The organism is Enterobacter cloacae complex sp. HYC003_NIDB, assembly GCF_056673375.1.
This window is the reverse complement of sequence record NZ_CP114220.1, coordinates 4,594,743-4,617,938: the sequence shown is the minus strand read 5'-3', so window position 1 is coordinate 4,617,938 and position 23,196 is coordinate 4,594,743. Positions and strand designations below refer to the sequence as shown.

Genomic DNA, 23,196 nt, shown 5'->3' with positions numbered 1-23,196 from the left:
ACGCTAATTTAACAAAATTACAGCATCACGCGGTCTTACGCCGTATAATGAAGCGCTTACAGAGAGGCCATGATTAACTGCATGAAATACCACGATCTACGCGACTTCCTGGCGCTGCTGGAAAAGCAGGGCGAACTCAAACGCATTACGCTTCCTGTTGATCCGTATCTGGAAATGACAGAAATCGCTGACCGCACCCTGCGCGCGGGCGGCCCGGCGTTGCTGTTTGAAAACCCAAAAGGCTACGCCATGCCGGTGCTGTGCAATCTGTTTGGCACACCTCGCCGCGTTGCGCTGGGGATGGGACAGGAAGATGTCACGGCGTTACGTGAAGTGGGCAAACTGCTGGCCTTTCTTAAAGAGCCGGAGCCGCCAAAAGGGTTCCGCGACCTGTTCGACAAGCTGCCGCAGTTTAAGCAGGTGCTGAACATGCCCACCAAACGCCTGCGCGGTGCGCCGTGCCAGCAAAAAGTGCTGGAAGGCGATGCGGTGGATCTGACCAAAATTCCCATCATGCAGTGCTGGCCTGACGATGCCGCACCGCTGATCACCTGGGGCCTCACCGTGACGCGTGGGCCGCATAAAGAGCGTCAAAACCTCGGCATTTATCGCCAGCAGCTGATTGGCAAGAACAAGCTCATCATGCGCTGGTTGTCCCATCGCGGTGGGGCGCTGGATTTCCAGGAGTGGTGCGCGGCCCATCCGGGCGAACGCTTCCCGGTTTCCGTCGCGCTGGGTGCCGATCCGGCAACCATTCTGGGCGCGGTGACGCCTGTTCCTGATACGCTGTCTGAATATGCCTTTGCAGGGCTGCTGCGCGGCACCAAAACCGAAGTGGTGAAGTGCATCTCCAGTGACCTGGAAGTACCGGCCAGCGCAGAGATTGTGCTGGAAGGTTACATTGAACAGGGCGAGCTGGCGCCCGAAGGGCCGTACGGCGACCACACCGGCTATTACAACGAAGTGGATAACTTCCCGGTGTTCACCGTCACCCACATTACCCAGCGTGAAGATGCCATCTATCACTCCACCTATACCGGCCGTCCACCGGATGAACCGGCGGTGCTTGGCGTGGCGCTGAACGAAGTGTTCGTGCCGATCCTGCAAAAGCAGTTCCCGGAAATTGTTGATTTTTATCTGCCGCCGGAAGGGTGTTCGTATCGCCTGGCGGTGGTGACGATGAAGAAGCAGTATGCCGGTCACGCTAAGCGCGTGATGATGGGCGTATGGTCTTTCCTGCGCCAGTTTATGTATACCAAGTTTGTGATTGTCTGCGATGATGACGTCAATGCCCGCGACTGGAATGACGTCATCTGGGCCATCACCACGCGTATGGATCCGGCGCGTGATACGGTGTTAGTGGAAAACACGCCGATTGATTACCTGGACTTTGCCTCGCCGGTTTCCGGCCTTGGCTCAAAAATGGGACTGGATGCCACGAACAAATGGCCTGGCGAAACCGACCGTGAATGGGGTCGCCCGATCAAAAAAGATCCTGCCGTGACCGCGCGAATTGACGCGATCTGGGACGAGCTGGCCATAATGAATAACGGTAAGGCAGAATAAGACCGTTTAGCCCTATAGACTTCCCGACAGAGAGAGCGAATGACAACCTTAAGCTGTAAAGTGACGTCGGTAGATGCTATTACCGACACCGTATATCGCGTCCGTTTGGTTCCTGAAGCGGCCTTCTCATTCCGTGCCGGTCAGTACCTGATGGTCGTGATGGACGAGCGTGATAAGCGTCCTTTCTCTATGGCCTCAACGCCAGCAGAGAAGGAATTTATTGAGCTGCATATTGGTGCGTCTGAGCTTAACCTGTACGCGATGGCCGTGATGGACCGCATCCTGAAAGAGCGTGAAATCGTGGTCGATATTCCTCACGGCGAGGCCTGGCTGCGTGAAGACGAAGACCGTCCGCTGATCCTGATTGCCGGTGGCACGGGCTTCTCTTATGTCCGCTCTATTCTGCTGACCGCGCTGGCGCGCAACCCGAATCGCGATATCACCATCTACTGGGGCGGCCGTGAAGAGAAGCATCTTTACGATCTGTCTGAGCTGGAAGCGCTGAGCGTAAATCATCCAAACCTGCGCATCGAGCCGGTTGTCGAGCAGCCTGAAGAGGGCTGGCGCGGGCGCAGCGGTACGGTGCTGACTGCGGTATTGCAGGATCATGGGACGCTGGCCGGGCACGATATCTATATTGCCGGTCGCTTTGAAATGGCAAAAATTGCCCGCGACCTGTTCTGCAACGAGCGTGACGCGCGGGAAGATCGTCTGTTTGGCGATGCGTTTGCGTTTATCTGATTGAGAGACCCGCTTCGGCGGGTTTTTTACGCTCGGACATTAGCCTGGTGAAAATTTAACCTTGAAATGGGCGGCGCATTGCCGTTATTCTTGTTCCCGTTAAATTTCGCCCTCAGGAGCGCCCCCCAAAAATGAACAAACACGACTGATGAATTTCGATCCTTGCTCAACGCACCGCGTCGGCAGGGGATGTTTTGATTTCATTCAGGAGTGCTTATGGCTCATTTTGCGCAGTCCCCCTCTTTTATTTTGCATCAGGTCACCTGTCAGTTTGCGACGGGCGATATCCTTTTTGGTCCGCTGAATCTTTCTCTGGATGCGTCAGTGTGCGCGCTGGTTGGCCGCAACGGCAGCGGTAAAACACGTCTTCTGCGGCTGCTGGCAGGGGTTGATGAACCCGCCAGCGGTCATATTGAGCGCTTTGGTACACACGTCTATGTGGCGCAGCAGCAGGATATTTCTGCGGATACGACTCTTGCCGGACTGCTTGGTTACGACGCGATCTTTGCGGCGCGCACGCGCATCGACAGCGGTCATTATGAACCCGACGATCTCGACACGCTCGATGGTTACTGGGATCTGGCTGAACGGCTGAGCCAGGCTTTTATCACTGCAAAACTTCCCCCTTTTGACCCGAATAAACGCGCGGCAGAGCTGAGCGGCGGCGAGCGCATTCGTGCCTTGCTGTGCGGCGCATTCGCCGCAGATGCTGATTACCTGCTGCTGGACGAACCGACCAACCACCTCGACAGGCAAGGCCGCGTGTGGTTCTACGAGCAGCTTTCCCGGTATCAGGGCGGGGTGCTGGTGGCCTCCCACGACCGTGAGTTGCTGGCCCAGGTATCGCGTATCCTTGAACTGAGCGCATTGGGCCTGCGCAGCTACGGTGGGAATTATGCTGGCTATCGAACCCAGCGTGATGCTGAGCAGCTGGCTGCCCGCGCCGCGCTGGAGCATGCTGCCACCGAACGCAAGCGTACCCGCGCCCGTATGCATAAAGAGCATGACGACAGCCTGCGGCGTTCAGCCAAAACGCTTCGCACGGTCGACAGCCTTAACATCGCCTCGTTTGAACGGGTCAAATACAAAGGGGCGGCGAAAGAGCGTATTGGTTCCTGGAAAAAACAGCATAGCGATCAAAATCATGCTCTGAACGCTGCGGTCAACCAGGCACGCGAGCGGGTTGAAGAGGAGAACGCGGTGATGTTTACCCTGCCGGGCAGTGAAATCCCGGAAGGAAAACAGGTGCTGGTGCTGGAAGAACTGGTGGTTCCGCACGTGCCTGTCTCCCCGATAAACTGGCGAATGGATGGCCCGTTGCGCGTGGCGCTACGCGGGCCGAACGGCTGTGGAAAATCCACGCTGTTGAAAGTGATGTTGGGCGAAACAGCCCCTGTCACGGGAACCTGTAAGGTCTCTGTCAGGTGTGCGTATCTCGATCAGCATCTTTCCCGGCTGGATCTGTCGCAGTCGGTGATGACACACCTTAGCCTGGGCAATACGCCGCTCGAAGAAGGGGCGCTGCGTACCCGTTTAGCGCAGCTTCAGCTGGGCGCAGAGAAAGTAACACTACCACTGGCCGAACTGAGTGGCGGCGAGCGCCTGAAGGCCGCGCTGGCCTGCGTATTGTGGCGTGAAGCGGCAACGCAGCTGTTGCTTCTGGATGAGCCAACCAACCATCTTGATCTGGCCTCTGTTCAGGCTATAGAAGCGGCCTTAGCCGATTACCCCGGCGCGCTGCTGGTGGTGTCGCATGATGAAGCCTTTCTGGCAGGGCTGAAGTTGACGCATGAACTGGTGTGGGAAGAGACGGGATGGCGATGTGAAAGCCTGTAAACACAAGCCCCCGCAAGGGCGGGGGCAAACAAACTTTATCAGGCTAACTGCTTGCGAAGGTCAGGGTTTGCCTGGATCAGGCGCATCAGCTTTAGCTCGGCTGGGGTTGGTTTTTCACGTTTTGACTCCCACTCCAGCACCATCGCTACGCTGACACCCATCGCTCTTGCGAATTCATCTGTTTTCAGGCCCGATCCTTTGCGTAAACGCTCAAATTCACTAAAAGGATTGGACTTTTGATTCAGGGTAACCGTCGGCGGTACATCTTTAAAAATAATCTGTTCCAGGCTGCTCAGCAGCTCAAACTCAGGATCTTTTAATTCCATTGAGAACTCCTCATAAATCACACATCGGGATCATGAACATCAGAGAGCCTGTTAAGAATAGTCCCTAAACCAGACACAGGATCGTCACGGCTGTGATTAATTGTGCGATAACGATCGCTTTACGCGTTTCAGCTATATGGATAGTTATGCTAATTACCTGATTAATCATATGTAGGGATGCACAGGTATTTTTTTGTAAATAGTCAGTACAAAAACGGGAATACCCGTTTTGCATGAAAACTCTATCTTGCAAGGCTGACCTGGACTATCCTTGTCAGCGTTGGGCACGCGTGTGCCGGTGTGCGCTTTTTGGGTGAAAGGAGTAATAAAATGGCGACAGGAAAGTCCTGCTCTCGCTGGTTTGCGCCTATTGCGGCGTTGTTGATGGTTGTTAGCCTGAGTGGGTGTTTCGATAAAGAAGGCGATCAGCGCAAAGCGTTTATCGATTTTCTACAGAATACAGTGATGCGTAGCGGCGAGCGTTTACCAACGCTGACTGCGGATCAGAAAAAACAGTTTGGTCCATTCGTGTCGGATTACGCCATTCTGTATGGCTATTCACAGCAGGTAAGCCAGGCGATGGATTCCGGTATTCGCCCGGTAGTGGATAGCGTGAATGCCATCCGCGTTCCACAGGATTATATGACCCAGCGCGAACCGCTGCGCCAGTCAAATGGCGCGCTTGGGGTACTGAGCCAGCAGCTGCAAAATGCCAAAATGCAGGCTGATGCGTCGCGTTCCGCGTTGAAGCAGGGCGAGGATCTCAAACCGGTCTATGACCAGGTGTATGAGAAAGTCGTGACCAAGCCGTCAAACGCCTTGCAACCGCTGATACCGGCGGCGCAGGTCTTTACTCAGCAGCTGGTTCAGGTGGGTGACTTTATTAGTGAACAAGGTACGCAGGTGAGCTTCGTCTCTAACGGTATCCAGTTCCCGACCTCCCAGCAGGCGAGCCAGTACAACGCGCTGATCGGGCCGCTCGCGTCCCAGCATCAGGCCTTCAGCCAGGCCTGGAGCGCAGCGGTCGCTGCTACGGAATAAGAAAAACCCCCGCTTCGGCGGGGTTTTTTTTATGCTTGATGAAAATAACGCTTGTCATTCATCTACCACATCGGTATAACTATGTTCGTCGGTTTGTTACACAGACCTAAAGCAGTTTAGTAAAGCAGTCCAGATTGTTATCCATAGATACCCTTCGTAGTGACCCTTCCTTCATCGCTTAAAAATCTGTAACGCAATCCATCAAGCCGGAAGGCACAATATATTTTTAATAAGGTAATTTCTATGTCTGCTAAAATGACTGGTCTGGTAAAATGGTTCAACGCTGATAAAGGTTTCGGCTTCATCACTCCTGACGATGGCTCTAAAGACGTGTTCGTACACTTCTCTGCTATCCAGAACGATGGCTACAAATCTCTGGATGAAGGTCAGAAAGTTTCCTTCACCATCGAAAGCGGCGCTAAAGGCCCAGCAGCTGGTAACGTTGTAAGCCTGTAAGCTTCCAACCCAGTAGCACAAAATTCAAAAACCCGCCTTCTGGCGGGTTTTTTCGTTTCTACTGCTGTATCTGCGGGTTAACGCAGTTTTTATCCACTTTACCGCCGAGCGCGGCAATCAGGTTATCCACGGCGGTCGCCGCCATATTGTAGCGTGTTTCATGAGTGGCAGAGCCGATGTGGGGCAGGGCGACGACGTTCGGCATGGTCAGTAGCGGAGAATCTACCGGCAGCGGCTCCTGTTCAAACACGTCCAGACCAGCGGCGTGGATCTCACCGTTTTGCAGTGCCTCAATCAGCGCCTTCTCATCGACCACCGGACCACGACCCGCGTTGATGAAAATGGCCGATTTCTTCATCTTTTCAAACGCCGCTTTGCCGATGAGATGACGCGTTTCATCCGTCAGCGGCAGGATCAGGCAGACAAAGTCGGCTTCCCGCAACAGCGTATCAAGCTCGCAGTAGCGGGCATTGAAACGTTCTTCAGCTTCAGTGTGGTGACGGCGTGCGTTATACAGAATGGGCATGCTGAAGCCGAAATGGGCGCGCTGTGCCAGTGCCAGACCGATGCGGCCCATCCCAACAATCCCCAGCGTTTTGTCATGAACGTCCACGCCGAACCAGTCCGGGCCAATGCTTTTCGTCCATTCGCCCGCTTTCACGCGCTCGGCCACTTCCACCACGCGACGGGCGGTGCTGAGTACCAGCGCCATCAGCGTGTCGGCGACGGTCTCCGTCAGGGCATGCGGCGTGTGCATCAGCAGGATGCTGCGCGCGTTTAGCGCATCCACGTCGAAATTGTCGTATCCCACCGAAACGGTTGAGGTAGCACGAAGCTTCGGCATTTTCTCCAGCAGCGCTGCATCCACCTTTTCGCTCGAACCCAGCAGGCCCTCGGCGCTGGCAAACGCGTCGGCGTGCTGTGCCACGGTTTCCGGGCTGAGGTTCTTGACCCGGGTAACGGTAAAGTGTTCTTCCAGGCGTTTTTGCAGGTCTTCAGGCAGTGCTTTGTACAAAATGACGGACGGCTTCATGCTAATCTCCGTTGATTTTAAAAGGATTCAGGCGTGGCGTGCGCCGACGGGTAGCTGTTGATTATTAGCAGGCTTAACAATCAGAGTAAGCCATACCGAGGCAAAAAGCGCCACCCCCATAAAGATGTAAGAGGCCGATGGGCTGCCGGTGGCGCCGTTCAGATAGCCCACAAACCACGAGCCAAAGAACGAACCCAGCGCGCCCATACTGTTGATCAACGCCATCGCGCCCCCTGCGACGTTACGCGGCAGCATTTCCGGGATGATGGCAAAGAACGGACCATACGGGGCATACATGGCCGCACCCGCAATCACCAGCAGCGTATACGAAGCCCAGAAGTGGTTTGCGCCCACGGCCCAGGAGCCAATGAAGGCAAAAGCAGCGATCAGCAGCAGTGGCCAGACGAACAGCTTACGGTTTTGCAGCTTGTCCGATGCCCAGGAGACGATAATCATCGCGATGGTCGCAGCCAGGTAAGGCACCGATGACAGCCAGCCCACTTCCACCATGCCAAGGTTTTCACCGCCGCTGCGGATAATCGACGGCAGCCACAGCACAAAGCCGTACACGCCAATACTCCAGGTAAAGTATTGTGCGCACAGCAGAATAACGTTCCGTGAGCGGAAGGCTTCGCCGTAGTTACGCACCGCTTTCAGCCCCTGCTGCTCTTTATCCAGCTGTGCCTGGAGCGCGGCTTTTTCGTCCTCAGAAAGCCATTTCGCCTGGGCTGGTTTATCTTTCACCAGCACCCACCAGCAGAAGGCCCAGATAATCGCGGGAACCCCTTCGATGATGAACATCTCGCGCCAGCCGAAGGACTGGATCAGATAGCCGGAAACCACCGACATCCACAGCACGGTGACCGGGTTACCGAGTATCAGGAACGTATTAGCACGTGAACGCTCCGATTTTGTGAACCAGTTGCTGATGTAAATCAGCATTGCTGGCATGACGGCCGCCTCAACCACGCCGAGAATAAAGCGAATAGCCGCCAGAGCAGGAATATTATTCACCACGCCAGTAAGCGACGCACAGGCACCCCATAAGATCAGGCAGATGAAAATGAGCTTTCGCACGCTGCGGCGTTCAGCGTAAATCGCGCCGGGGATCTGGAAGAAGAAATAACCCAGGAAGAAGAGGGCACCCAGCAGGGAGGAGACCCCTTTGGTGATCCCGAGGTCTTCGTTGATCCCGGCGGCGGATGCGAAACTGAAGTTGGCACGATCCAGGTACGCCAGGCTGTACGTGATAAACACGATTGGCATGATGTACCACCAGCGTTTTACTGCATTGGTCGAACTGTTCATAGGCTTGCCTCTGTTGTTGAGGTTGTTGCCGCCGTTGTCTGTAGGGTACACGGTGGCTTAATTATCTGGTGCGGATTGCTGCCCTCACCCTGGTCCTCTCCCACAGGGAGAGGGAATTTAGACGCCGAGCTCTGCTCGTGTTGGTAATCCTTCGCTGTCACCCTGCACCTGAATCGCCAGCGAACCAATTTTGTTGCCTCGCGCCACGGCCTGCGACAGCGGTTTGCCCTCCAGCAGAGCGCTGATGACCCCGACGGCAAACCCATCGCCCGCGCCCACGGTATCGACCACGTTGTCGACTTTTACCGCAGCGACGGCGCCTTGCTCGCCGTCGGCAGTTTTGAACCATGCGCCGTCGGCACCGGTTTTCAGCACCACGGCTTTTACCCCTCTGTTGAGGTAAAAATCAGCAATGCCTTCGGGCGTGCTTTCGCCAGTAAGGATCATTCCCTCTTTTATGCCCGGCAGAACCCAGTCCGCCTGAAACGCCAGTCGGTTGAGTTTCTCAGCCATCTCCGCTTCGCTTTTCCACAGCACCGGGCGCAGGTTCGGATCAAAGGAGATCGTTTTGCCCTGCGCTTTCATTGCCGAAGCCGCGTGATCCAGTAAATCGTACGAGCTGGTCGAGAGCGCCGCCGCCACGCCGCTCAGGTGCAGGTGGCGCGCGGAGGAGAAATACGCGGCGTGATAATCATCCACGGAGAGATGGCTTGCCGCTGAGCCTTTGCGGAAATACTCCACGATGGGATCGGTTCCATTTTCAACTTTAGATTTCAGCTGAAAGCCCGTCGCAAAGCGTCCGTCGAGGGTCACGCCGGTGGCATCAATGCCCTCTTTTTTCAGTGAGTCGAGAACAAAATGGCCAAAGCTGTCATTTCCCACGCGGCTTACCCAGCCGACATTCAGCCCCAGCCGCGCAAGGCCGGTAGCAACATTCAGCTCGGCACCTGCCACGCGTTTAATGAAGTACTCCACTGCGCTCAGCTCGCCCGTTTCGGTGGCGACAAACATCGCCATGGCCTCGCCAATGGTGATGACATCCAGCGTCTTGTGCATGGTTTACTCCTCGCGCAGCAGGTTGACGTAATGGCGGGTGACGGCGGTGAGATCCGTCCCTTCCAGCGGAAATTCGATACCGCGTGGCGCATCGGCAGGGAGTTGATTAAGCAGATCCCGCCAGCGAGAATCGGTCTGATCCGGCGCAACGGCGCGGAACTGCGCCTTATGCGGGACTGCGGACTTCACATGAATATAGCTCACGGCGGGAGCCAGCTGACGTGCAGCCTCTTCCGGAGAGTCGCCAACCCACAGCCAGTTGCCCATATCGAACGTCAGCGTGACCGGCAGCGCCATTACCCGGCAGGCGGCTTTGAAGCGCTGCATCGGCGCGAGCTGCCCGCAGTCGGTCTGGTCGTTTTCCACCACCAGCGTCATGCCGCTTTCATCCAGCAGTGCGCGCAGGGCTTCAAGCGGCTGTTTGTCGCTGAAATGACCCAGCGAGACTTTAAGCCACAGCGCGTTCAGGGCGCTGGCTTCGCTAAGGTAGCGCGGGAGATCCGTGTTGAGGGTGCCATCGGGCATAAACAGGGGGGCCGGGGCGGAGTAGCACGCCAGTAAACCCAGCAGTTCAATGGACTCGCCGAGCGCAGGCAGGGCCATTAACTCGTCGTTGCTGAAGAGCTCGCGGCGGATTTCAACGCCATCAGCTCCCGCGCCGGCAATAACGGGAAGCATTGCCCGTTGACCGCCTGCCTGTCGCACCTGATCCGCACCATACGCGGCGGTGACCACCATAATTTTCCTGCTCATTTCCTGACTCCAGAGCGTAATCGATAGTATTACGCTAGATGGAACCGGTTCCAAAGAAAAGATCGGGATGCTGAATTTATGATCGCTGTCACGAAGGGGAAATTAACGGGCAGTAGAGCCGCGAACGATCAGTTCGCCGGAAAAAACCTGCTCGCGTACGGCGTCGCGGGTGCCTTCAATGCGGCGGACCACTTGTTCAACCGCGGCATAGCCGATCTGCCAGGTGGGTTGTTTGAGGGTGGTGATGCCTACGCCAGCAAGTTCTGCCCACTCCAGTTCATCAAAGCCGAGTAAGCCGATGTCGCTGCCCCAGTGCAGGCCAATGCGTTTAAGCGAGCGGGCAACCTGAAGCGTCAGCGCCCCGTTCGCGGAGATCACCGCCTTGCGCATACCCCGATGGCGGGTATGGAACTGGCGCAGGGTATTATCCAGCTGCCCGGCTTCATGCAGGGGGATTTCGGCATTCTCGGCGATCACGCCGGGATATCGCGCCAGCGTGGCACGAAATGCAGCCAGGCGGTCGCGGCGGGTGTTAACCATGCCCAGCGGTTCGCTCAGGAATAAAATGGCTTCGAAGCCCTGTTCAATCAGGTGCTCGGTGGCGGTGGTAGCCGCCTGGGTGTTATCCAGCCCGACCACATCGCAGGCAAATTCCGGGATTTTTCGGTCAATAAGCACCATTGGCAGAGACGATTGTTGCAGACGATTTAGCCCCTCTTCTCGCATCCCGACGGCATTCACCACAATCCCTTCCACCTGATAGCTGCGCAGCAGATCGAGGTAATGCAGCTCCTGATCAACCTCGTTATTGGTGTTACAGACCAGCGGGGTAAAGCCTTTCTCACGGCATGCCGCTTCGATGCCGCTGAGGACGTTTACGGAGTAGGGGTTGGTGATATCGGCGATGATGAGGCCAATCAGACGGGTGCGGCCCCGCTTGAGGCCGCGCGCCATCAGGCTGGGACGGTAGTCGAGATCGGCAATGGCCTGTTCGATTCGCGCCAGCAGCGCATCGGAAAGCAGGTGTTTCTCGCCGTTGAGGTAGCGTGAAATGCTGGTTTTACCGGTTTTGGCGGCTTTCGCCACGTCGCTGATGGTGGCCCGGGTTGGTTTGATCATCGCTGATTTCCCTGAATTTAGTGAGAATACCTTAGCGGGAAAATCTGGCGAATCAAGCTATTTGCCGGGTGGCGCTGCGCTTACCGGAGGTTGCGGTCTGATGCCCTCACCCCAACCCTCTCCCACGGGAGAGGGCGCAAACACTAAAAACGGCAACGGGGTTGCCGTTTTGCTTTTACCTACTGCACCGGGCTTAACGTAATCTCAACGCGGCGGTTCTGCGCTTTGCCTTCCGCCGTGCTGTTGCTGGCGATCGGGTTAGCCGGACCCATGCCGCTGGTGCGGATGCGGTTCGCTTCTACGCCCTGGGCGATCAGCGAGCTGGCCACGGAATCGGCGCGCTGCTGGGACAGACGCATGTTCAGATCCTGGCTGCCGGTGCTGTCGGTGTAGCCAATCACGTTCACGGCAGTTTTATTGTACTCTTTCAGCACCGCGGCCACGCCGGTCAGGGTGTTTGCGCCGGCGGGTTTCAGCGTCGCGCTGCTGCTGTCAAAGGTCACGTTGTTTGGCATGTTCAGGATGATGTTGTCACCGCTGCGCGTCACGCTCACGCCCGTACCTTTCATTTTGTCACGCAGTTTTGCTTCCTGCACGTCCATGTAATAACCCACGCCGCCGCCCAGGGCTGCGCCTGCCGCTGCGCCAATCAGCGCACCTTTGCCGCGATCTTTCTTGGAGGAGGAGAGTGCGCCAACGCCAGCGCCCACCAGGGAACCAATACCCGCGCCAATGCCGGATTTGCCCGCTTCGCGTTCACCGGTGTAAGGGTTGGTTGTGCAGCCAGAAACAGCCAGTGCGCCGCTCACCAGAGCGGCAATAACGAGTACGCGTTTTTTCATCTTATTTCCTTAATCCTTTTTATTCTTTGCCACGATGGACGTGGCAGTGGATTATGACGTCCGGATACGGAGAAAATTCAGTGTATAACTCTGAAATTTGTCACAAACGATAAACTGCCTCAATGAAAGGCCGAAACACCTGCACGCAACCAGGAGCGCACGCTTTGAGCACCTCAACAAAAACCATTCTGACCGCCGCCCACTGGGGGCCGATGCTGGTCGAAACCGATGGCGACACTGTGCTGTCGTCTCGCGGGGCTTTGCCTTCGCGCCATCTCAACTCCTTACAGACCGTCGTTCGCGATCAGGTACACAGTAAAACCCGCGTCCGCTGGCCGATGGTGCGTAAAGGCTTTCTGGCGTCACCGGATAAGCCGCAGGGTATTCGTGGGCAGGATGAGTTCGTACGCGTGAGCTGGGACGACGCGCTGGCGCTGATCCATACCCAGCATAAACGCATTCGCGACAGCTATGGCCCGTCGTCCATTTTTGCCGGCTCCTATGGCTGGCGCTCGAACGGCGTGCTGCATAAGGCCGCAACCCTGCTGCAACGCTATATGAGCCTGGCCGGAGGATACACCGGCCATCTGGGCGATTACTCGACCGGCGCGGCGCAGGCAATCATGCCGTATGTCGTGGGCGGGAATGAGGTTTATCAGCAGCAGACCAGCTGGCCGCTGGTGCTGGAGCATGCGGAGGTAGTGGTGCTCTGGAGCGCCAACCCGCTCAATACCCTGAAAATTGCCTGGAATGCGTCCGACGAGCAGGGCGTTTCCTACTTTGATGCGCTGCGCAAAAGTGGCAAGCGCATCATCTGTATCGATCCGATGCGTTCTGAAACGCTGGATTTCTTCGGCGACAGCGCCGAGTGGATCGCGCCGCATATGGGCACCGATGTGGCGATGATGCTGGGCATCGCCCACACCCTGGTGGAGAACGGCTGGCACGATACGGAATTTCTGGCGCGCTGCACCACGGGTTTCGATAAATTTGCCGACTACCTGACGGGACAAACCGACGGTATCGCCAAAACCGCAGAGTGGGCTGCGGCGATTTGCGGCGTTGATGCCGTTAAAATCCGCGAACTGGCGACGTTATTCCATAGCCGTGTCACGATGCTCATGTCCGGCTGGGGGATGCAGCGCCAGCAGTTTGGCGAGCAGAAGCACTGGATGCTGGTGACGCTCGCCGCGATGCTCGGGCAGATTGGCACACCCGGCGGCGGTTTTGGGCTTTCCTATCACTTTGCTAACGGCGGCAACCCGACGCGAAAAGCCGCGGTGCTGGCCTCCATGCAGGGCTCGGTGCAGGGTGGCGTGGACGCGGTAGATAAAATTCCGGTGGCACGCATTGTTGAAGCCCTGGAGAACCCAGGCGGGTTTTATCAGCACAACGGCCAGGATCGGCATTTCCCGGATATTAAGTTTGTCTGGTGGGCGGGTGGGGCCAACTTCACCCATCACCAGGATACTAACCGCCTGATCCGCGCCTGGCAGAAACCGGAGCTGGTGGTGATCTCGGAGTGCTTCTGGACCGCGTCAGCGAAACATGCTGATATCGTTTTGCCCGCCACGACCTCGTTCGAGCGTAACGATCTCACCATGACGGGGGATTACAGTAATCAGCATATGGTGCCGATGAAGCGCGTCGTGGCTCCCCGGGATGAAGCGCGGGATGATTTTGATGTCTTTGCCGACCTGAGTGAAATGTGGGAAGCGGGCGGTCGGGAGCGTTTCACCGAGGGCAAAACCGATCTGCAATGGCTGGAAACGTTTTACCAGATTGCCAGCCAGCGCGGGGCTGCGCAGGGCGTGACGCTGCCGCCATTCGCTGAGTTCTGGGAGGCGAATCAACTCTTCGAAATGCCGGAAAGCGAGCAGAATGCGCGGTTTGTGCGCTTTGCTGACTTCCGTCGCGATCCGGAGAATCACCCGCTAAAAACCGAAAGCGGGAAGATTGTGATCTACAGCGAACGCATCGCCAGCTTTGGCTACGCGGACTGTCCGCCACATCCGGCGTGGCTGGAGCCGGACGAATGGCATGGCAATGCGCAGCCGGGGCAGCTTCAGCTGCTGTCTGCCCATCCCGCCCATCGTCTGCACAGCCAGCTCAACTATTCGGCTTTGCGCGAGCAGTATGCGGTGGCGGGTCGTGAGCCGATTGCGCTGAACAGCGATGACGCAAAGGCGCGGGGGATTAACCACGGCGACCTCGTTCGGGTCTGGAACGCGCGCGGGCAGGTGCTGGCAGGCGCCGTGGTGAGTGACGGGATCCGCCCTGGCGTTTTCTGCATTCATCAGGGCGCATGGCCGGATCTGGCGCTGGACGAGGGCGGTATTTGTAAGAACGGCGCCGTAAACGTGCTGACCAAAGATCTCCCCAGCTCGAAGCTGGGGAATGGCTGCGCGGGGAATACGGCGCTGGCATGGGTGGAGAAATATGAGGGGCCGGCGCTTACCCTTACGGCGTTTGATCCGCCTGCCAGCTCATGATCCACGTCGGGTGTTGGGTATCATCCTGCCAGGCGCTGTCTTCGATGCGAAAACCCTGAGCATGATAGAAATTCACCGCCCGCACGTTTTTCTGATACACCTCCAGAGTTAAATACGGATAGTGCTGCTGAACGTGGTTCAGCAGCGCACGCCCGATCCCCTTTCCGATGAACGCCGGGGCGATAAACAACGCCCCCACGAACTGGAACTGCATGACGCTGATAAAACCGCACAGGGTACCGTTTTCTTCCCAGACCCAGGTCTCGGCGGCGGGAAGGTATTCATCCCGCACTACCGCTTCATTCGCTTGCCAGTAACTTGCGTCGATAAACGGATGCGCCTCGGTGGTGCTCTCCAGCCACAGACTCAAAAGCGGAGCAGTGTCCTCACTTTGCCATTTGCGGATCATGGTGGCCCTCCGGATGGCAGAAGCAGCCCGTAATGTGGTCATTGACCAGCCCGCAGGCCTGCATAAAGGAGTAACAGATGGTGGTGCCCACAAACTTAAAGCCGCGTTTTTTCAGCGCTTTCGACAGGGCATCTGAGGCGGGGGTCGACGTTGGGATCTCTGCAAGCGTGGCGGCCTGCGTCACCTTCGGCTCGTTATCCACAAACGACCAGACGAATGCTGAGAAGGGTTCGCCGTTTTGCTCCATCGCCAGATAAGCACGCGCGTTACCAATAATGGCCTGAATTTTACCGCGATGGCGGATGATACCGGTATCCAGAACCAGCCTTTCCACGTCTTCGTCGTTCATGGCGGCAACCGCTACCGGATCGAACTGGTGGAAGGCTTTACGGTAGTTCTCACGCTTTTTCAGAACGGTGATCCACGACAGTCCGGCCTGCTGGCCTTCAAGGCAAATCATTTCAAACAGTTTTTTACCGTCGGTTTCCGGTACGCCCCATTCCTTGTCGTGATAATCGATATAAAGCTGATCCTGGCTTACCCAGCCGCAACGTTGCATAGGTCATCTCCCTTCCTGATACGGTAAACGCAAAAATTTCAATCTGCCCGGCTTGACGTGTCTGCTAAAGAGACAATAGTTAATACAGGGCTATACGCCCTAATACCTCTTCGAACAATGACATATATCGCCGAACTCGGCTCTTTCTGGAGTCGCTTTGATGATGATAAAAAAAATCAGTGGTCGCCATGCTGCTTCTGGCCTGGTGGGTGTTTCAGTCTGCCTGCTTTTTTGTAACACCGCTTTTGCGTGGCAACAGGAATATATCGTTTCAGATGCTCAAAGTAATACGATGGAACGCTATACATGGGACGCCGATCACCAACCTCGTTATGAAGATATTCTCGCGGAGCGTATTAACCGCACGCAGAATGCTGCGGGGTTTACCCTGAACGATCCCTCCGGTTCGGATGCGGAAACCGTTCTGAGCGTTGGCTGGAATTTTCCCGTGGCGGGACATTTCACCACCGGGCCCGTAATGGCGTGGCGCACTGATGGCGCTCCCTCCGCACCAGTGAATGCGTTTGAGGATACAACCACCACGCAGTCGCTTACCGATCCACTCTGGCATGCCAGCGTGAACTCATTGGGGTGGCGTGTCGATACGCAGTATGGTGATTTACACCCCTGGGCGAAGATCAGCTATAACCAGCAAACTGAAGAAGAATATTTATATACGCTGGGATTGAGCGCCAAATTTTAAAGGGTTGTCACTTTTTTAAACGCTGCCGTAACATATTTAATACAATAACGGCAGGGACTGTAGCGATAGTGATCGCTCACCTTTGAGCTTTTTCTTCTCCGGCAAGGTCATTCATTCCCGCTTCCAGGCATTTCATTCCGTTTCTCCTGCATTTCATGCCGTTTTACCCCTGGCGTTATGGGGTTTTGTTTATCGTGTCCTCAGCGAATTTCCTTAATTTATCTTGCAGGACACTGCCATGAACACATCAACTTATAACCGCACGCGTTGGCTGACGCTATTCGGCACCATCGTTACCCAGTTCGCACTGGGATCGGTCTATACCTGGAGCCTGTTTAACAGCGCCCTGTCTGATAAGATCGGCGCGCCGATAAGCCAGGTGGCGTTCTCCTTCGGCTTGCTGAGTCTTGGGTTAGCAATTTCCTCTTCCGTGGCGGGCAAACTTCAGGAGCGCTTCGGCGTGAAGCGTGTAACCATGGCCTCCGGGATCTTGCTGGGCGTGGGCTTCTTCCTGACGGCATATTCCGACAACCTGATGATGCTGTGGCTGAGCGCCGGGGTGCTGGTGGGGCTGGCGGACGGCGCAGGTTACCTGCTGACGCTGTCTAACTGCGTGAAGTGGTTCCCGGAGCGTAAAGGGCTTATCTCCGCGTTTGCCATTGGTTCATATGGCCTGGGCAGCCTTGGCTTCAAATTCATCGATGCGCATCTGCTGGCCTCGGTGGGGCTTGAGAAAACCTTTATGATCTGGGGCGTGATTGTGCTGGTGATGATCCTCTTCGGCGCAACGCTGATGAAAGACGCGCCGCAGCAGGAAGTGAAAACCGTTAACGGTGTGGTGGAGAATGATTTCACCCTTGCACAGTCCATGCGTAAACCGCAGTACTGGATGCTGGCGGTGATGTTCCTGACGGCCTGCATGAGCGGTCTGTATGTCATCGGCGTGGCGAAAGATATCGCGCAGGGAATGGTGAAACTGGACGCGGCGACGGCGGCGAACGCGGTAACGGTCATCTCCATTGCTAACCTCTCGGGTCGTCTGGTGCTCGGTATCCTGTCTGACAAAATCGCCCGCATCCGCGTGATTACGCTGGGGCAGGTCATCTCTCTGGTGGGCATGGCGGCGCTGCTGTTTGCACCGCTGAACGAAGCGACATTCTTTGCGGCGATAGCCTGCGTAGCCTTTAACTTTGGCGGTACCATTACCGTCTTCCCGTCGCTGGTGAGCGAGTTCTTCGGCCTGAACAATCTGGCGAAAAACTACGGTGTGATTTATCTCGGCTTCGGTATCGGCAGTATTTGCGGGTCGCTGATTGCCTCGCTGTTTGGTGGCTTCTACGTGACATTCTGCGTGATATTTGCCTTGTTGATTATTTCACTGGCGCTGTCCACCACGATTCGTCAGCCGCAACGCGAGGTCTATAAAGAAGCGCATGCATGATTCGATAAAAAGGGGCCGCAGGGCCTCTTTTTTTATCGCAATATCACTTCCGGACTTGTTATTTTGTAAAAATTCTCATCGATTCACATTCTCTGCTGCCACTTTTCTTCCTCGCTGTGGTCTACTTATCGCGCTTGTAGACGTTTCTGATAACGGTTTATCTCGCACCTACTTACTCTGTCTGCTTTCTCAATGAGATTCGGCGGGTCTTTATACCCCTTCCCCCAGGGTTGTTTGCATGAAATATATCAGGTCTCTTACCCAGCAAAGATTGTGTCTGATGCTGGCTGTCTATATCGGTTTGTTTCTGAATGGCGCGGTGCTGTTCAGAAGAGTGGAAGGTTATTTTGAACACCTCACCGTAAGAAACGGGATTTTCGCCGCGATTGAAGTGTTTGGCTCAATTCTGGCAACCTTCTTCCTGCTACGTCTGCTCTCGCTTTTTGGCAGACGTACATGGCAGGTTCTGGCCTCGCTGGTGGTGATTATCTCTGCCGCCGCAAGCTATTACATGACATTCATGAATGTGGTCATTGGCTACGGTATTGTGGCCTCGGTGATGACCACGGACATCGACCTCTCGAAAGAGGTGGTGGGGCAAGGGTTCATCATGTGGACGATTTTGACCTGCCTGATCCCGCTCTTCTTTATCTGGAGTAATACCTGTCGCTATACCCTGTTACGCCAGCTGCGTACCCGTGGGCAACGCATCCGCAACGTCGCCGTCGTTCTTCTGGCGGGTCTGCTGGTATGGGCGCCTATTCGCCTGATGGAAAAACAGCAAAAGCGGATCGAAAAAGCGACAGGCGTAGATATGCCAAGCTACGGCGGCGTGGTGGCTAACTCGTATCTGCCGTCTAACTGGCTGTCGGCGCTAGGTCTCTATGCCTGGGCTCAGGCGGACGAATCCAGCGATGTGAAATCGCTGATTAACCCGACCAAAAAGTTCACCTACCAGGCTCCGGCTGACGGACTGGATGATACTTACGTGGTCTTCGTTATCGGCGAAACGACGCGCTGGGATCATATGGGTATTCTCGGTTATGACCGCGATACCACCCCGAAACTGGCGCAGGAAAAGAACCTGGTGGCATACCGCGGCTACTCCTGCGATACCGCCACGAAGCTTTCGTTGCGCTGTATGTTTGTTCGTGAGGGCGGTGCGAGTGATAATCCTCAGCGCACTCTCAAAGAGCAAAACGTGTTTGCTGTTCTGAAGCAGCTTGGATTTAGCTCCGATCTGTTCGCCATGCAAAGTGAGATGTGGTTCTACACCAACACCATGGCGGATAACATCGCCTACCGCGAGCAGATTGGCGCCGAGCCGCGTAACCGCGGAAAGAACGTTGATGATATGCTGCTGCTCTCTGAGATGGAACAGTCGCTGAAAAACCATCCGCAGGGTAAGCACCTTATTGTTCTGCATACCAAAGGTTCACACTACAGCTACTATCAGCGTTACACGCGCGATTTCGCCAAATGGACGCCTGAGTGCGTCGGCATTAACAAGAACTGTAGCAAGCAGGAGCTGATCAATGCCTATGATAACTCGATTCTGTATGTGGATACCTTCCTCAGCCGGGTGATCGACCAGCTTCGCGATAAGAAAGCGATTGTGATTTACGCGGCCGACCACGGCGAGTCCATCAACGAGAAAGAGCATTTACACGGCACGCCGCGTAAGCTGGCCCCGCCTGAGCAGTTCCGCGTGCCGATGATCATGTGGATGTCGGATAAGTACCTGGAAAACCCGGACAAAGCCAAAATGTTTGCCCATCTGAAACAGCAGGCAGAGATCAAGGTACCGCGCCGTCACGTTGAGCTGTACGACACCATTATGGGTTGTCTCGGCTATACCTCACCGAACGGTGGGATTAACGAAAACAACAACTGGTGTAAACTCCCTGATAACACCACAAAAGCCGCGCAGTAGCTGGTCTGGCGAGAATATCGCCAGTTGAATGGCTTTTTGAAAATAAGGGATTGACGGGGGCGCACCTCAGCAGTAAGATGCGCTCCGCATTCGGCGAGTAGCGCAGCTTGGTAGCGCAACTGGTTTGGGACCAGTGGGTCGGAGGTTCGAATCCTCTCTCGCCGACCACATTCTAAAAAGGGCTAACCGCAAGGTTAGCCCTTTTTGCATTAACGCGTTACCCCGCACGAGTCCTCAAAATACCCCTTAGCCCTGCTTCCCCCTGCCTGCTTGCGGTTTTGTGACATAATCCATTGTATTTTTTTATATATAGTTTGATCTTTTTTCGCGTTGCTTATGGATAACCTCAGCATTTTTCGCTGTGCGTTTTAACGTTCGCGGTATTTAGTGCTCAGATAATCACCATTCTGTAAGAAAATTTACCCATTCTGAATAAAACTTAATCACTGAGTGTTGCGAAATATGAAGATAATTGTGCTGCATCATGGCGAGTAGCATAAATTTCTCTGCTGAAAACTCACGGTCAGGGTTTTTTTAATCTTTGTTTGCGGTTTCTCACACTCCACGTAAATCCCCGCCACCTGTATTGACGTTTTCACATTCTGTTGACAGATTGTAGGGCACGAGGGGCATTTCAGGGAGGATCTGCGCTGCAACTCAAACGCTCTTCTGAAAGGATTCTCTATCCCTTTTAACGCCTTCGGGCATCACCGACCGGACCGGGTAAAAAATAAATAAAGGTCAGGCGGCGTAACACAACAAAGCAAAACATCACATTGGAGCACAATAATGAGTATTTCCTTGAAGAAGTCAGGGATGCTGAAGCTTGGTCTGAGCCTGGTGGCCATGACCGTTGCAGCAAGCGTACAGGCAAAAACCCTGGTTTACTGTTCTGAAGGCTCTCCGGAAGGCTTTAACCCACAGCTCTTTACCTCTGGTACGACTTACGACGCAAGCTCTGTACCGATCTATAACCGTCTGGTTGAATTTAAAACCGGCACCACGGAAGTAATTCCTGGCCTGGCTGAAAAGTGGGATATCAGCGAAGACGGTAAAACCTATACCTTCCACCTGCGCCAGGGCGTGAAGTGGCAGGACAGCAAAGAATTTAAACCTACGCGCGACTTTAACGCCGACGACGTTGTGTTCTCCTTCGACCGTCAGAAAAATGCCCAGAACCCGTACCATAAAGTGTCTGGCGGCAGCTATGAATACTTCGAAGGGATGGGTCTGCCAGACCTGATCGCTGAAGTGAAAAAAGTGGACGATAAAACCGTTCAGTTTGTGCTGACGCGTCCGGAAGCGCCATTCCTGGCTGACCTGGCGATGGACTTCGCCTCGATTCTCTCTAAAGAGTACGCGGACAACATGCTGAAAGCCGGCACCCCGGAAAAAGTGGACCTGAACCCAATCGGTACCGGCCCGTTCCAGCTGCTTCAGTACCAGAAAGATTCCCGTATTCTGTATAAAGCCTTCCCGGGCTACTGGGGTACCAAGCCGCAGATCGACCGTCTGGTCTTCTCCATCACGCCTGACGCATCCGTGCGTTACGCAAAATTGCAGAAAAACGAATGTCAGGTGATGCCGTATCCAAACCCGGCTGACATCGCGCGCATGAAGCAGGACAAAAATATCAACCTGCTGGAGCAGGCGGGCCTGAACGTGGGTTATCTCTCCTTCAACACCGAGAAGAAACCGTTCGATGACGTGAAAGTGCGTCAGGCGCTGACTTACGCGGTGAACAAAGAAGCGATCATCAAAGCCGTTTACCAGGGCGCGGGCGTTGCGGCCAAGAACCTGATCCCACCAACCATGTGGGGTTATAACGACGACATTAAGGACTACACCTACGATCCTGAGAAAGCGAAAGCGCTGCTGAAAGAAGCGGGCCAGGACAAAGGCTTCACCGTCGAGCTGTGGGCGATGCCGGTACAGCGTCCTTACAACCCGAACGCACGTCGTATGGCGGAAATGGTTCAGGCTGACTGGGCGAAGATTGGCGTACAGGCCAAAATTGTGACCTACGAGTGGGGCGAGTACCTGAAGCGCGCTAAAGCGGGCGAACACCAGGCGGTCATGATGGGCTGGACCGGCGACAACGGGGATCCGGACAACTTCTTCGCGACCCTGTTCAGCTGTGCGGCAGCGAAAGACGGTTCTAACTATTCTCGCTGGTGCTACAAGCCATTTGAAGATCTGATCCAGCCGGCGCGTGCGACCGACGATCACAACAAACGTATTGAACTGTACAAGCAAGCTCAGGTTGTCATGCACGATCAGGCTCCGGCTCTGATTGTTGCTCACTCCACCGTGTACGAGCCAGTGCGTAAAGAAGTGAAGGGCTACGTGGTTGATCCACTGGGCAAACACCACTTCGAAAACGTGTCTGTTGAATAATAAGTAGGGTGTTCTCCCTCTCCCTGTGGGAGAGGGCAGGGGTGAGGGGCGTGCATGCATCCCCTCATCCTAACCCTCTCCCACAGGGAGAGGGAATTTACATTTGTGAGCAATACAGACGTCATGCCACTGGGCGTGCGTCATCAGAGAGAATCCGGGTTATGTTGCAGTTCATCCTCCGACGTCTGGGACTGGTTATCCCGACGTTTATCGGTATCACCCTTCTCACTTTTGCCTTCGTCCATATGATCCCGGGTGACCCGGTAATGATTATGGCAGGCGAGCGTGGTATCTCCCCTGAACGTCATGCACAACTGCTGGCTGAACTCGGCCTTGATAAGCCGATGTGGCAGCAGTATCTCCACTATATCTGGGGTGTGTTGCACGGCGATTTAGGGATTTCACTGAAAAGCCGTCTTCCGGTGTGGGACGAGTTCGTGCCGCGCTTTAAAGCGACGCTGGAACTCGGTATCTGCGCCATGATCTTCGCGACCGCGGTAGGGATCCCCGTTGGCGTACTGGCTGCCGTTAAGCGTGGCTCTATTTTCGACCACACCGCTGTTGGCCTGGCACTGACCGGCTACTCCATGCCTATCTTCTGGTGGGGCATGATGCTGATCATGCTGGTCTCGGTGCAGTGGAACCTGACGCCGGTCTCCGGACGCGTCAGCGACATGGTTTTCCTTGACGACACCAACCCGTTAACCGGCTTTATGCTGATTGATACGGCGATCTGGGGCGAAGAGGGCAACTTCATTGATGCGGTTGCGCACATGATCCTGCCTGCAATGGTGCTGGGCACCATCCCTCTGGCGGTGATCGTGCGTATGACCCGTTCCTCCATGCTGGAAGTGCTGGGCGAGGATTATATTCGTACTGCCCGCGCTAAAGGCCTGACCCGTATGCGCGTCATCATCATTCATGCCCTGCGTAACGCTATGCTGCCGGTGGTGACCGTTATCGGTTTGCAGGTCGGTACGCTGCTGGCGGGAGCGATCCTGACCGAAACCATCTTCTCCTGGCCGGGTCTTGGACGCTGGCTGATTGATGCGCTGCAACGCCGTGACTATCCGGTTGTGCAGGGCGGTGTACTGCTGGTCGCGACGATGATTATCCTCGTCAACCTGCTGGTCGATTTGCTGTACGGCGTGGTGAACCCGCGTATTCGTCATAAGAAGTAAGGGG

20 protein-coding genes and 1 tRNA gene are annotated in these 23,196 nt (G+C 55.4%); 12 read left to right on the top strand and 9 right to left on the bottom strand.

The annotated features are described in order from the left end of the window. Window positions 1-69 precede the first annotated feature (69 nt). The 3 genes from ubiD (at window position 70) to O1722_RS22080 (ending at window position 4,143) form a co-directional block, all read left to right on the top strand. Window positions 70-1,566 (top strand): 4-hydroxy-3-polyprenylbenzoate decarboxylase, encoded by a 1,497-nt coding sequence (ubiD, locus tag O1722_RS22090; RefSeq protein ID WP_033486949.1) that lies wholly within the window; start codon window positions 70-72, stop codon window positions 1,564-1,566. 39 nt (window positions 1,567-1,605) lie between these two features. Continuing rightward, window positions 1,606-2,307 carry an NAD(P)H-flavin reductase gene (gene fre / locus O1722_RS22085; protein ID WP_003860778.1) on the top strand — a complete coding sequence of 234 codons (702 nt, stop codon included), beginning with the start codon at window positions 1,606-1,608 and terminating at the stop codon, window positions 2,305-2,307. 216 nt (window positions 2,308-2,523) lie between these two features. Next, the gene (locus tag O1722_RS22080) at window positions 2,524-4,143 is read left to right on the top strand and encodes an ABC-F family ATP-binding cassette domain-containing protein (RefSeq protein ID WP_033486948.1); all 1,620 of its coding nucleotides are present in this window, start codon (window positions 2,524-2,526) and stop codon (window positions 4,141-4,143) included. 38 nt (window positions 4,144-4,181) lie between these two features. On the opposite strand, the gene O1722_RS22075 is transcribed toward O1722_RS22080, so the two are convergent. Further along, window positions 4,182-4,469 (bottom strand): HTH-type transcriptional regulator, encoded by a 288-nt coding sequence (locus O1722_RS22075; RefSeq protein WP_003860776.1) that lies wholly within the window; start codon window positions 4,467-4,469, stop codon window positions 4,182-4,184. A 330-nt stretch (window positions 4,470-4,799) separates the two neighbouring features. On the opposite strand from O1722_RS22075, the gene O1722_RS22070 reads away from it, so the two are divergent. Together O1722_RS22070 and cspE are read left to right on the top strand one after the other, a co-directional pair. Beyond that, entirely contained in the window at window positions 4,800-5,510 is a 711-nt protein-coding gene (locus O1722_RS22070) for a DUF3053 domain-containing protein (protein WP_017383576.1), read from the top strand. 243 nt (window positions 5,511-5,753) lie between these two features. After that, window positions 5,754-5,966, top strand: a complete 213-nt coding sequence (gene cspE, locus O1722_RS22065; protein ID WP_003860775.1) for a transcription antiterminator/RNA stability regulator CspE — start codon at window positions 5,754-5,756, stop codon at window positions 5,964-5,966. Window positions 5,967-6,024: 58 nt separating this feature from the next. Here cspE and ghrB read toward each other — a convergent pair whose 3' ends face one another. The 6 genes from ghrB to O1722_RS22035 all read right to left on the bottom strand — a co-directional run bounded on the left by ghrB (window position 6,025) and on the right by O1722_RS22035 (window position 12,077). Further along, on the bottom strand, window positions 6,025-6,999 hold the full coding sequence (ghrB, locus tag O1722_RS22060) for a glyoxylate/hydroxypyruvate reductase GhrB (RefSeq protein ID WP_033486946.1): 975 nt from the start codon (window positions 6,997-6,999) through the stop codon (window positions 6,025-6,027). 27 nt (window positions 7,000-7,026) lie between these two features. Continuing rightward, on the bottom strand, window positions 7,027-8,307 hold the full coding sequence (locus O1722_RS22055; protein WP_001089079.1) for an MFS transporter: 1,281 nt from the start codon (window positions 8,305-8,307) through the stop codon (window positions 7,027-7,029). A 117-nt stretch (window positions 8,308-8,424) separates the two neighbouring features. After that, a complete protein-coding gene (locus O1722_RS22050; protein WP_033486945.1) occupies window positions 8,425-9,363 on the bottom strand; it encodes a sugar kinase in 939 nt (312 codons plus the stop codon). Between the two features lie 3 nt (window positions 9,364-9,366). Beyond that, window positions 9,367-10,116 (bottom strand): sugar phosphate isomerase/epimerase family protein, encoded by a 750-nt coding sequence (locus O1722_RS22045; RefSeq protein WP_033486944.1) that lies wholly within the window; start codon window positions 10,114-10,116, stop codon window positions 9,367-9,369. 102 nt (window positions 10,117-10,218) lie between these two features. Then, window positions 10,219-11,235 (bottom strand): LacI family DNA-binding transcriptional regulator, encoded by a 1,017-nt coding sequence (locus tag O1722_RS22040; RefSeq protein ID WP_015569988.1) that lies wholly within the window; start codon window positions 11,233-11,235, stop codon window positions 10,219-10,221. A gap of 179 nt (window positions 11,236-11,414) precedes the next feature. Further along, window positions 11,415-12,077, bottom strand: a complete 663-nt coding sequence (locus tag O1722_RS22035; protein WP_015569987.1) for an OmpA family lipoprotein — start codon at window positions 12,075-12,077, stop codon at window positions 11,415-11,417. Window positions 12,078-12,199: 122 nt separating this feature from the next. Between O1722_RS22035 and O1722_RS22030 the strand changes: the two genes are divergently transcribed. After that, the gene (locus O1722_RS22030) at window positions 12,200-14,569 is read left to right on the top strand and encodes a molybdopterin guanine dinucleotide-containing S/N-oxide reductase (RefSeq protein WP_044488942.1); all 2,370 of its coding nucleotides are present in this window, start codon (window positions 12,200-12,202) and stop codon (window positions 14,567-14,569) included. Here O1722_RS22030 and O1722_RS22025 read toward each other — a convergent pair. Then, entirely contained in the window at window positions 14,538-14,978 is a 441-nt protein-coding gene (locus tag O1722_RS22025; protein ID WP_015569985.1) for an N-acetyltransferase, read from the bottom strand. The genes O1722_RS22030 and O1722_RS22025 overlap by 32 nt on opposite strands. Continuing rightward, complete coding sequence (tag, locus tag O1722_RS22020) at window positions 14,956-15,537, bottom strand: DNA-3-methyladenine glycosylase I (protein ID WP_015569984.1); 582 nt, start codon at window positions 15,535-15,537, stop codon at window positions 14,956-14,958. Before tag ends, O1722_RS22025 begins: the two co-directional genes overlap by 23 nt. 160 nt (window positions 15,538-15,697) lie before the next feature. Between tag and O1722_RS22015 the strand changes: the two genes are divergently transcribed. The 6 genes from O1722_RS22015 (at window position 15,698) to dppB (ending at window position 23,192) form a co-directional block, all read left to right on the top strand. After that, window positions 15,698-16,240 carry a hypothetical protein gene (locus O1722_RS22015; RefSeq protein WP_015569983.1) on the top strand — a complete coding sequence of 181 codons (543 nt, stop codon included), beginning with the start codon at window positions 15,698-15,700 and terminating at the stop codon, window positions 16,238-16,240. A gap of 238 nt (window positions 16,241-16,478) precedes the next feature. Then, entirely contained in the window at window positions 16,479-17,681 is a 1,203-nt protein-coding gene (locus tag O1722_RS22010) for an L-lactate MFS transporter (protein WP_015569982.1), read from the top strand. A 238-nt stretch (window positions 17,682-17,919) separates the two neighbouring features. Then, complete coding sequence (gene eptB, locus O1722_RS22005) at window positions 17,920-19,614, top strand: kdo(2)-lipid A phosphoethanolamine 7''-transferase (protein WP_017383570.1); 1,695 nt, start codon at window positions 17,920-17,922, stop codon at window positions 19,612-19,614. A 91-nt stretch (window positions 19,615-19,705) separates the two neighbouring features. Continuing rightward, window positions 19,706-19,782, top strand: a tRNA-Pro gene (locus O1722_RS22000). A 621-nt stretch (window positions 19,783-20,403) separates the two neighbouring features. Next, the gene (gene dppA, locus O1722_RS21995; protein ID WP_003860756.1) at window positions 20,404-22,011 is read left to right on the top strand and encodes a dipeptide ABC transporter periplasmic-binding protein DppA; all 1,608 of its coding nucleotides are present in this window, start codon (window positions 20,404-20,406) and stop codon (window positions 22,009-22,011) included. A gap of 161 nt (window positions 22,012-22,172) precedes the next feature. Continuing rightward, the gene (gene dppB, locus O1722_RS21990) at window positions 22,173-23,192 is read left to right on the top strand and encodes a dipeptide ABC transporter permease DppB (protein WP_006810536.1); all 1,020 of its coding nucleotides are present in this window, start codon (window positions 22,173-22,175) and stop codon (window positions 23,190-23,192) included. Window positions 23,193-23,196: the final 4 nt, after the last annotated feature.

Coding starts and splice junctions, on each gene's coding strand:
- ubiD (WP_033486949.1), top strand. CDS start 70: ATGATTAACTGCATGAAATACCACGATCTACGCGACTTCCTGGCGCTG.
- fre (WP_003860778.1), top strand. CDS start 1,606: ATGACAACCTTAAGCTGTAAAGTGACGTCGGTAGATGCTATTACCGAC.
- O1722_RS22080 (WP_033486948.1), top strand. CDS start 2,524: ATGGCTCATTTTGCGCAGTCCCCCTCTTTTATTTTGCATCAGGTCACC.
- O1722_RS22075 (WP_003860776.1), bottom strand. CDS start 4,469: ATGGAATTAAAAGATCCTGAGTTTGAGCTGCTGAGCAGCCTGGAACAG.
- O1722_RS22070 (WP_017383576.1), top strand. CDS start 4,800: ATGGCGACAGGAAAGTCCTGCTCTCGCTGGTTTGCGCCTATTGCGGCG.
- cspE (WP_003860775.1), top strand. CDS start 5,754: ATGTCTGCTAAAATGACTGGTCTGGTAAAATGGTTCAACGCTGATAAA.
- ghrB (WP_033486946.1), bottom strand. CDS start 6,999: ATGAAGCCGTCCGTCATTTTGTACAAAGCACTGCCTGAAGACCTGCAA.
- O1722_RS22055 (WP_001089079.1), bottom strand. CDS start 8,307: ATGAACAGTTCGACCAATGCAGTAAAACGCTGGTGGTACATCATGCCA.
- O1722_RS22050 (WP_033486945.1), bottom strand. CDS start 9,363: ATGCACAAGACGCTGGATGTCATCACCATTGGCGAGGCCATGGCGATG.
- O1722_RS22045 (WP_033486944.1), bottom strand. CDS start 10,116: ATGAGCAGGAAAATTATGGTGGTCACCGCCGCGTATGGTGCGGATCAG.
- O1722_RS22040 (WP_015569988.1), bottom strand. CDS start 11,235: ATGATCAAACCAACCCGGGCCACCATCAGCGACGTGGCGAAAGCCGCC.
- O1722_RS22035 (WP_015569987.1), bottom strand. CDS start 12,077: ATGAAAAAACGCGTACTCGTTATTGCCGCTCTGGTGAGCGGCGCACTG.
- O1722_RS22030 (WP_044488942.1), top strand. CDS start 12,200: ATGAAAGGCCGAAACACCTGCACGCAACCAGGAGCGCACGCTTTGAGC.
- O1722_RS22025 (WP_015569985.1), bottom strand. CDS start 14,978: ATGATCCGCAAATGGCAAAGTGAGGACACTGCTCCGCTTTTGAGTCTG.
- tag (WP_015569984.1), bottom strand. CDS start 15,537: ATGCAACGTTGCGGCTGGGTAAGCCAGGATCAGCTTTATATCGATTAT.
- O1722_RS22015 (WP_015569983.1), top strand. CDS start 15,698: ATGATGATAAAAAAAATCAGTGGTCGCCATGCTGCTTCTGGCCTGGTG.
- O1722_RS22010 (WP_015569982.1), top strand. CDS start 16,479: ATGAACACATCAACTTATAACCGCACGCGTTGGCTGACGCTATTCGGC.
- eptB (WP_017383570.1), top strand. CDS start 17,920: ATGAAATATATCAGGTCTCTTACCCAGCAAAGATTGTGTCTGATGCTG.
- dppA (WP_003860756.1), top strand. CDS start 20,404: ATGAGTATTTCCTTGAAGAAGTCAGGGATGCTGAAGCTTGGTCTGAGC.
- dppB (WP_006810536.1), top strand. CDS start 22,173: ATGTTGCAGTTCATCCTCCGACGTCTGGGACTGGTTATCCCGACGTTT.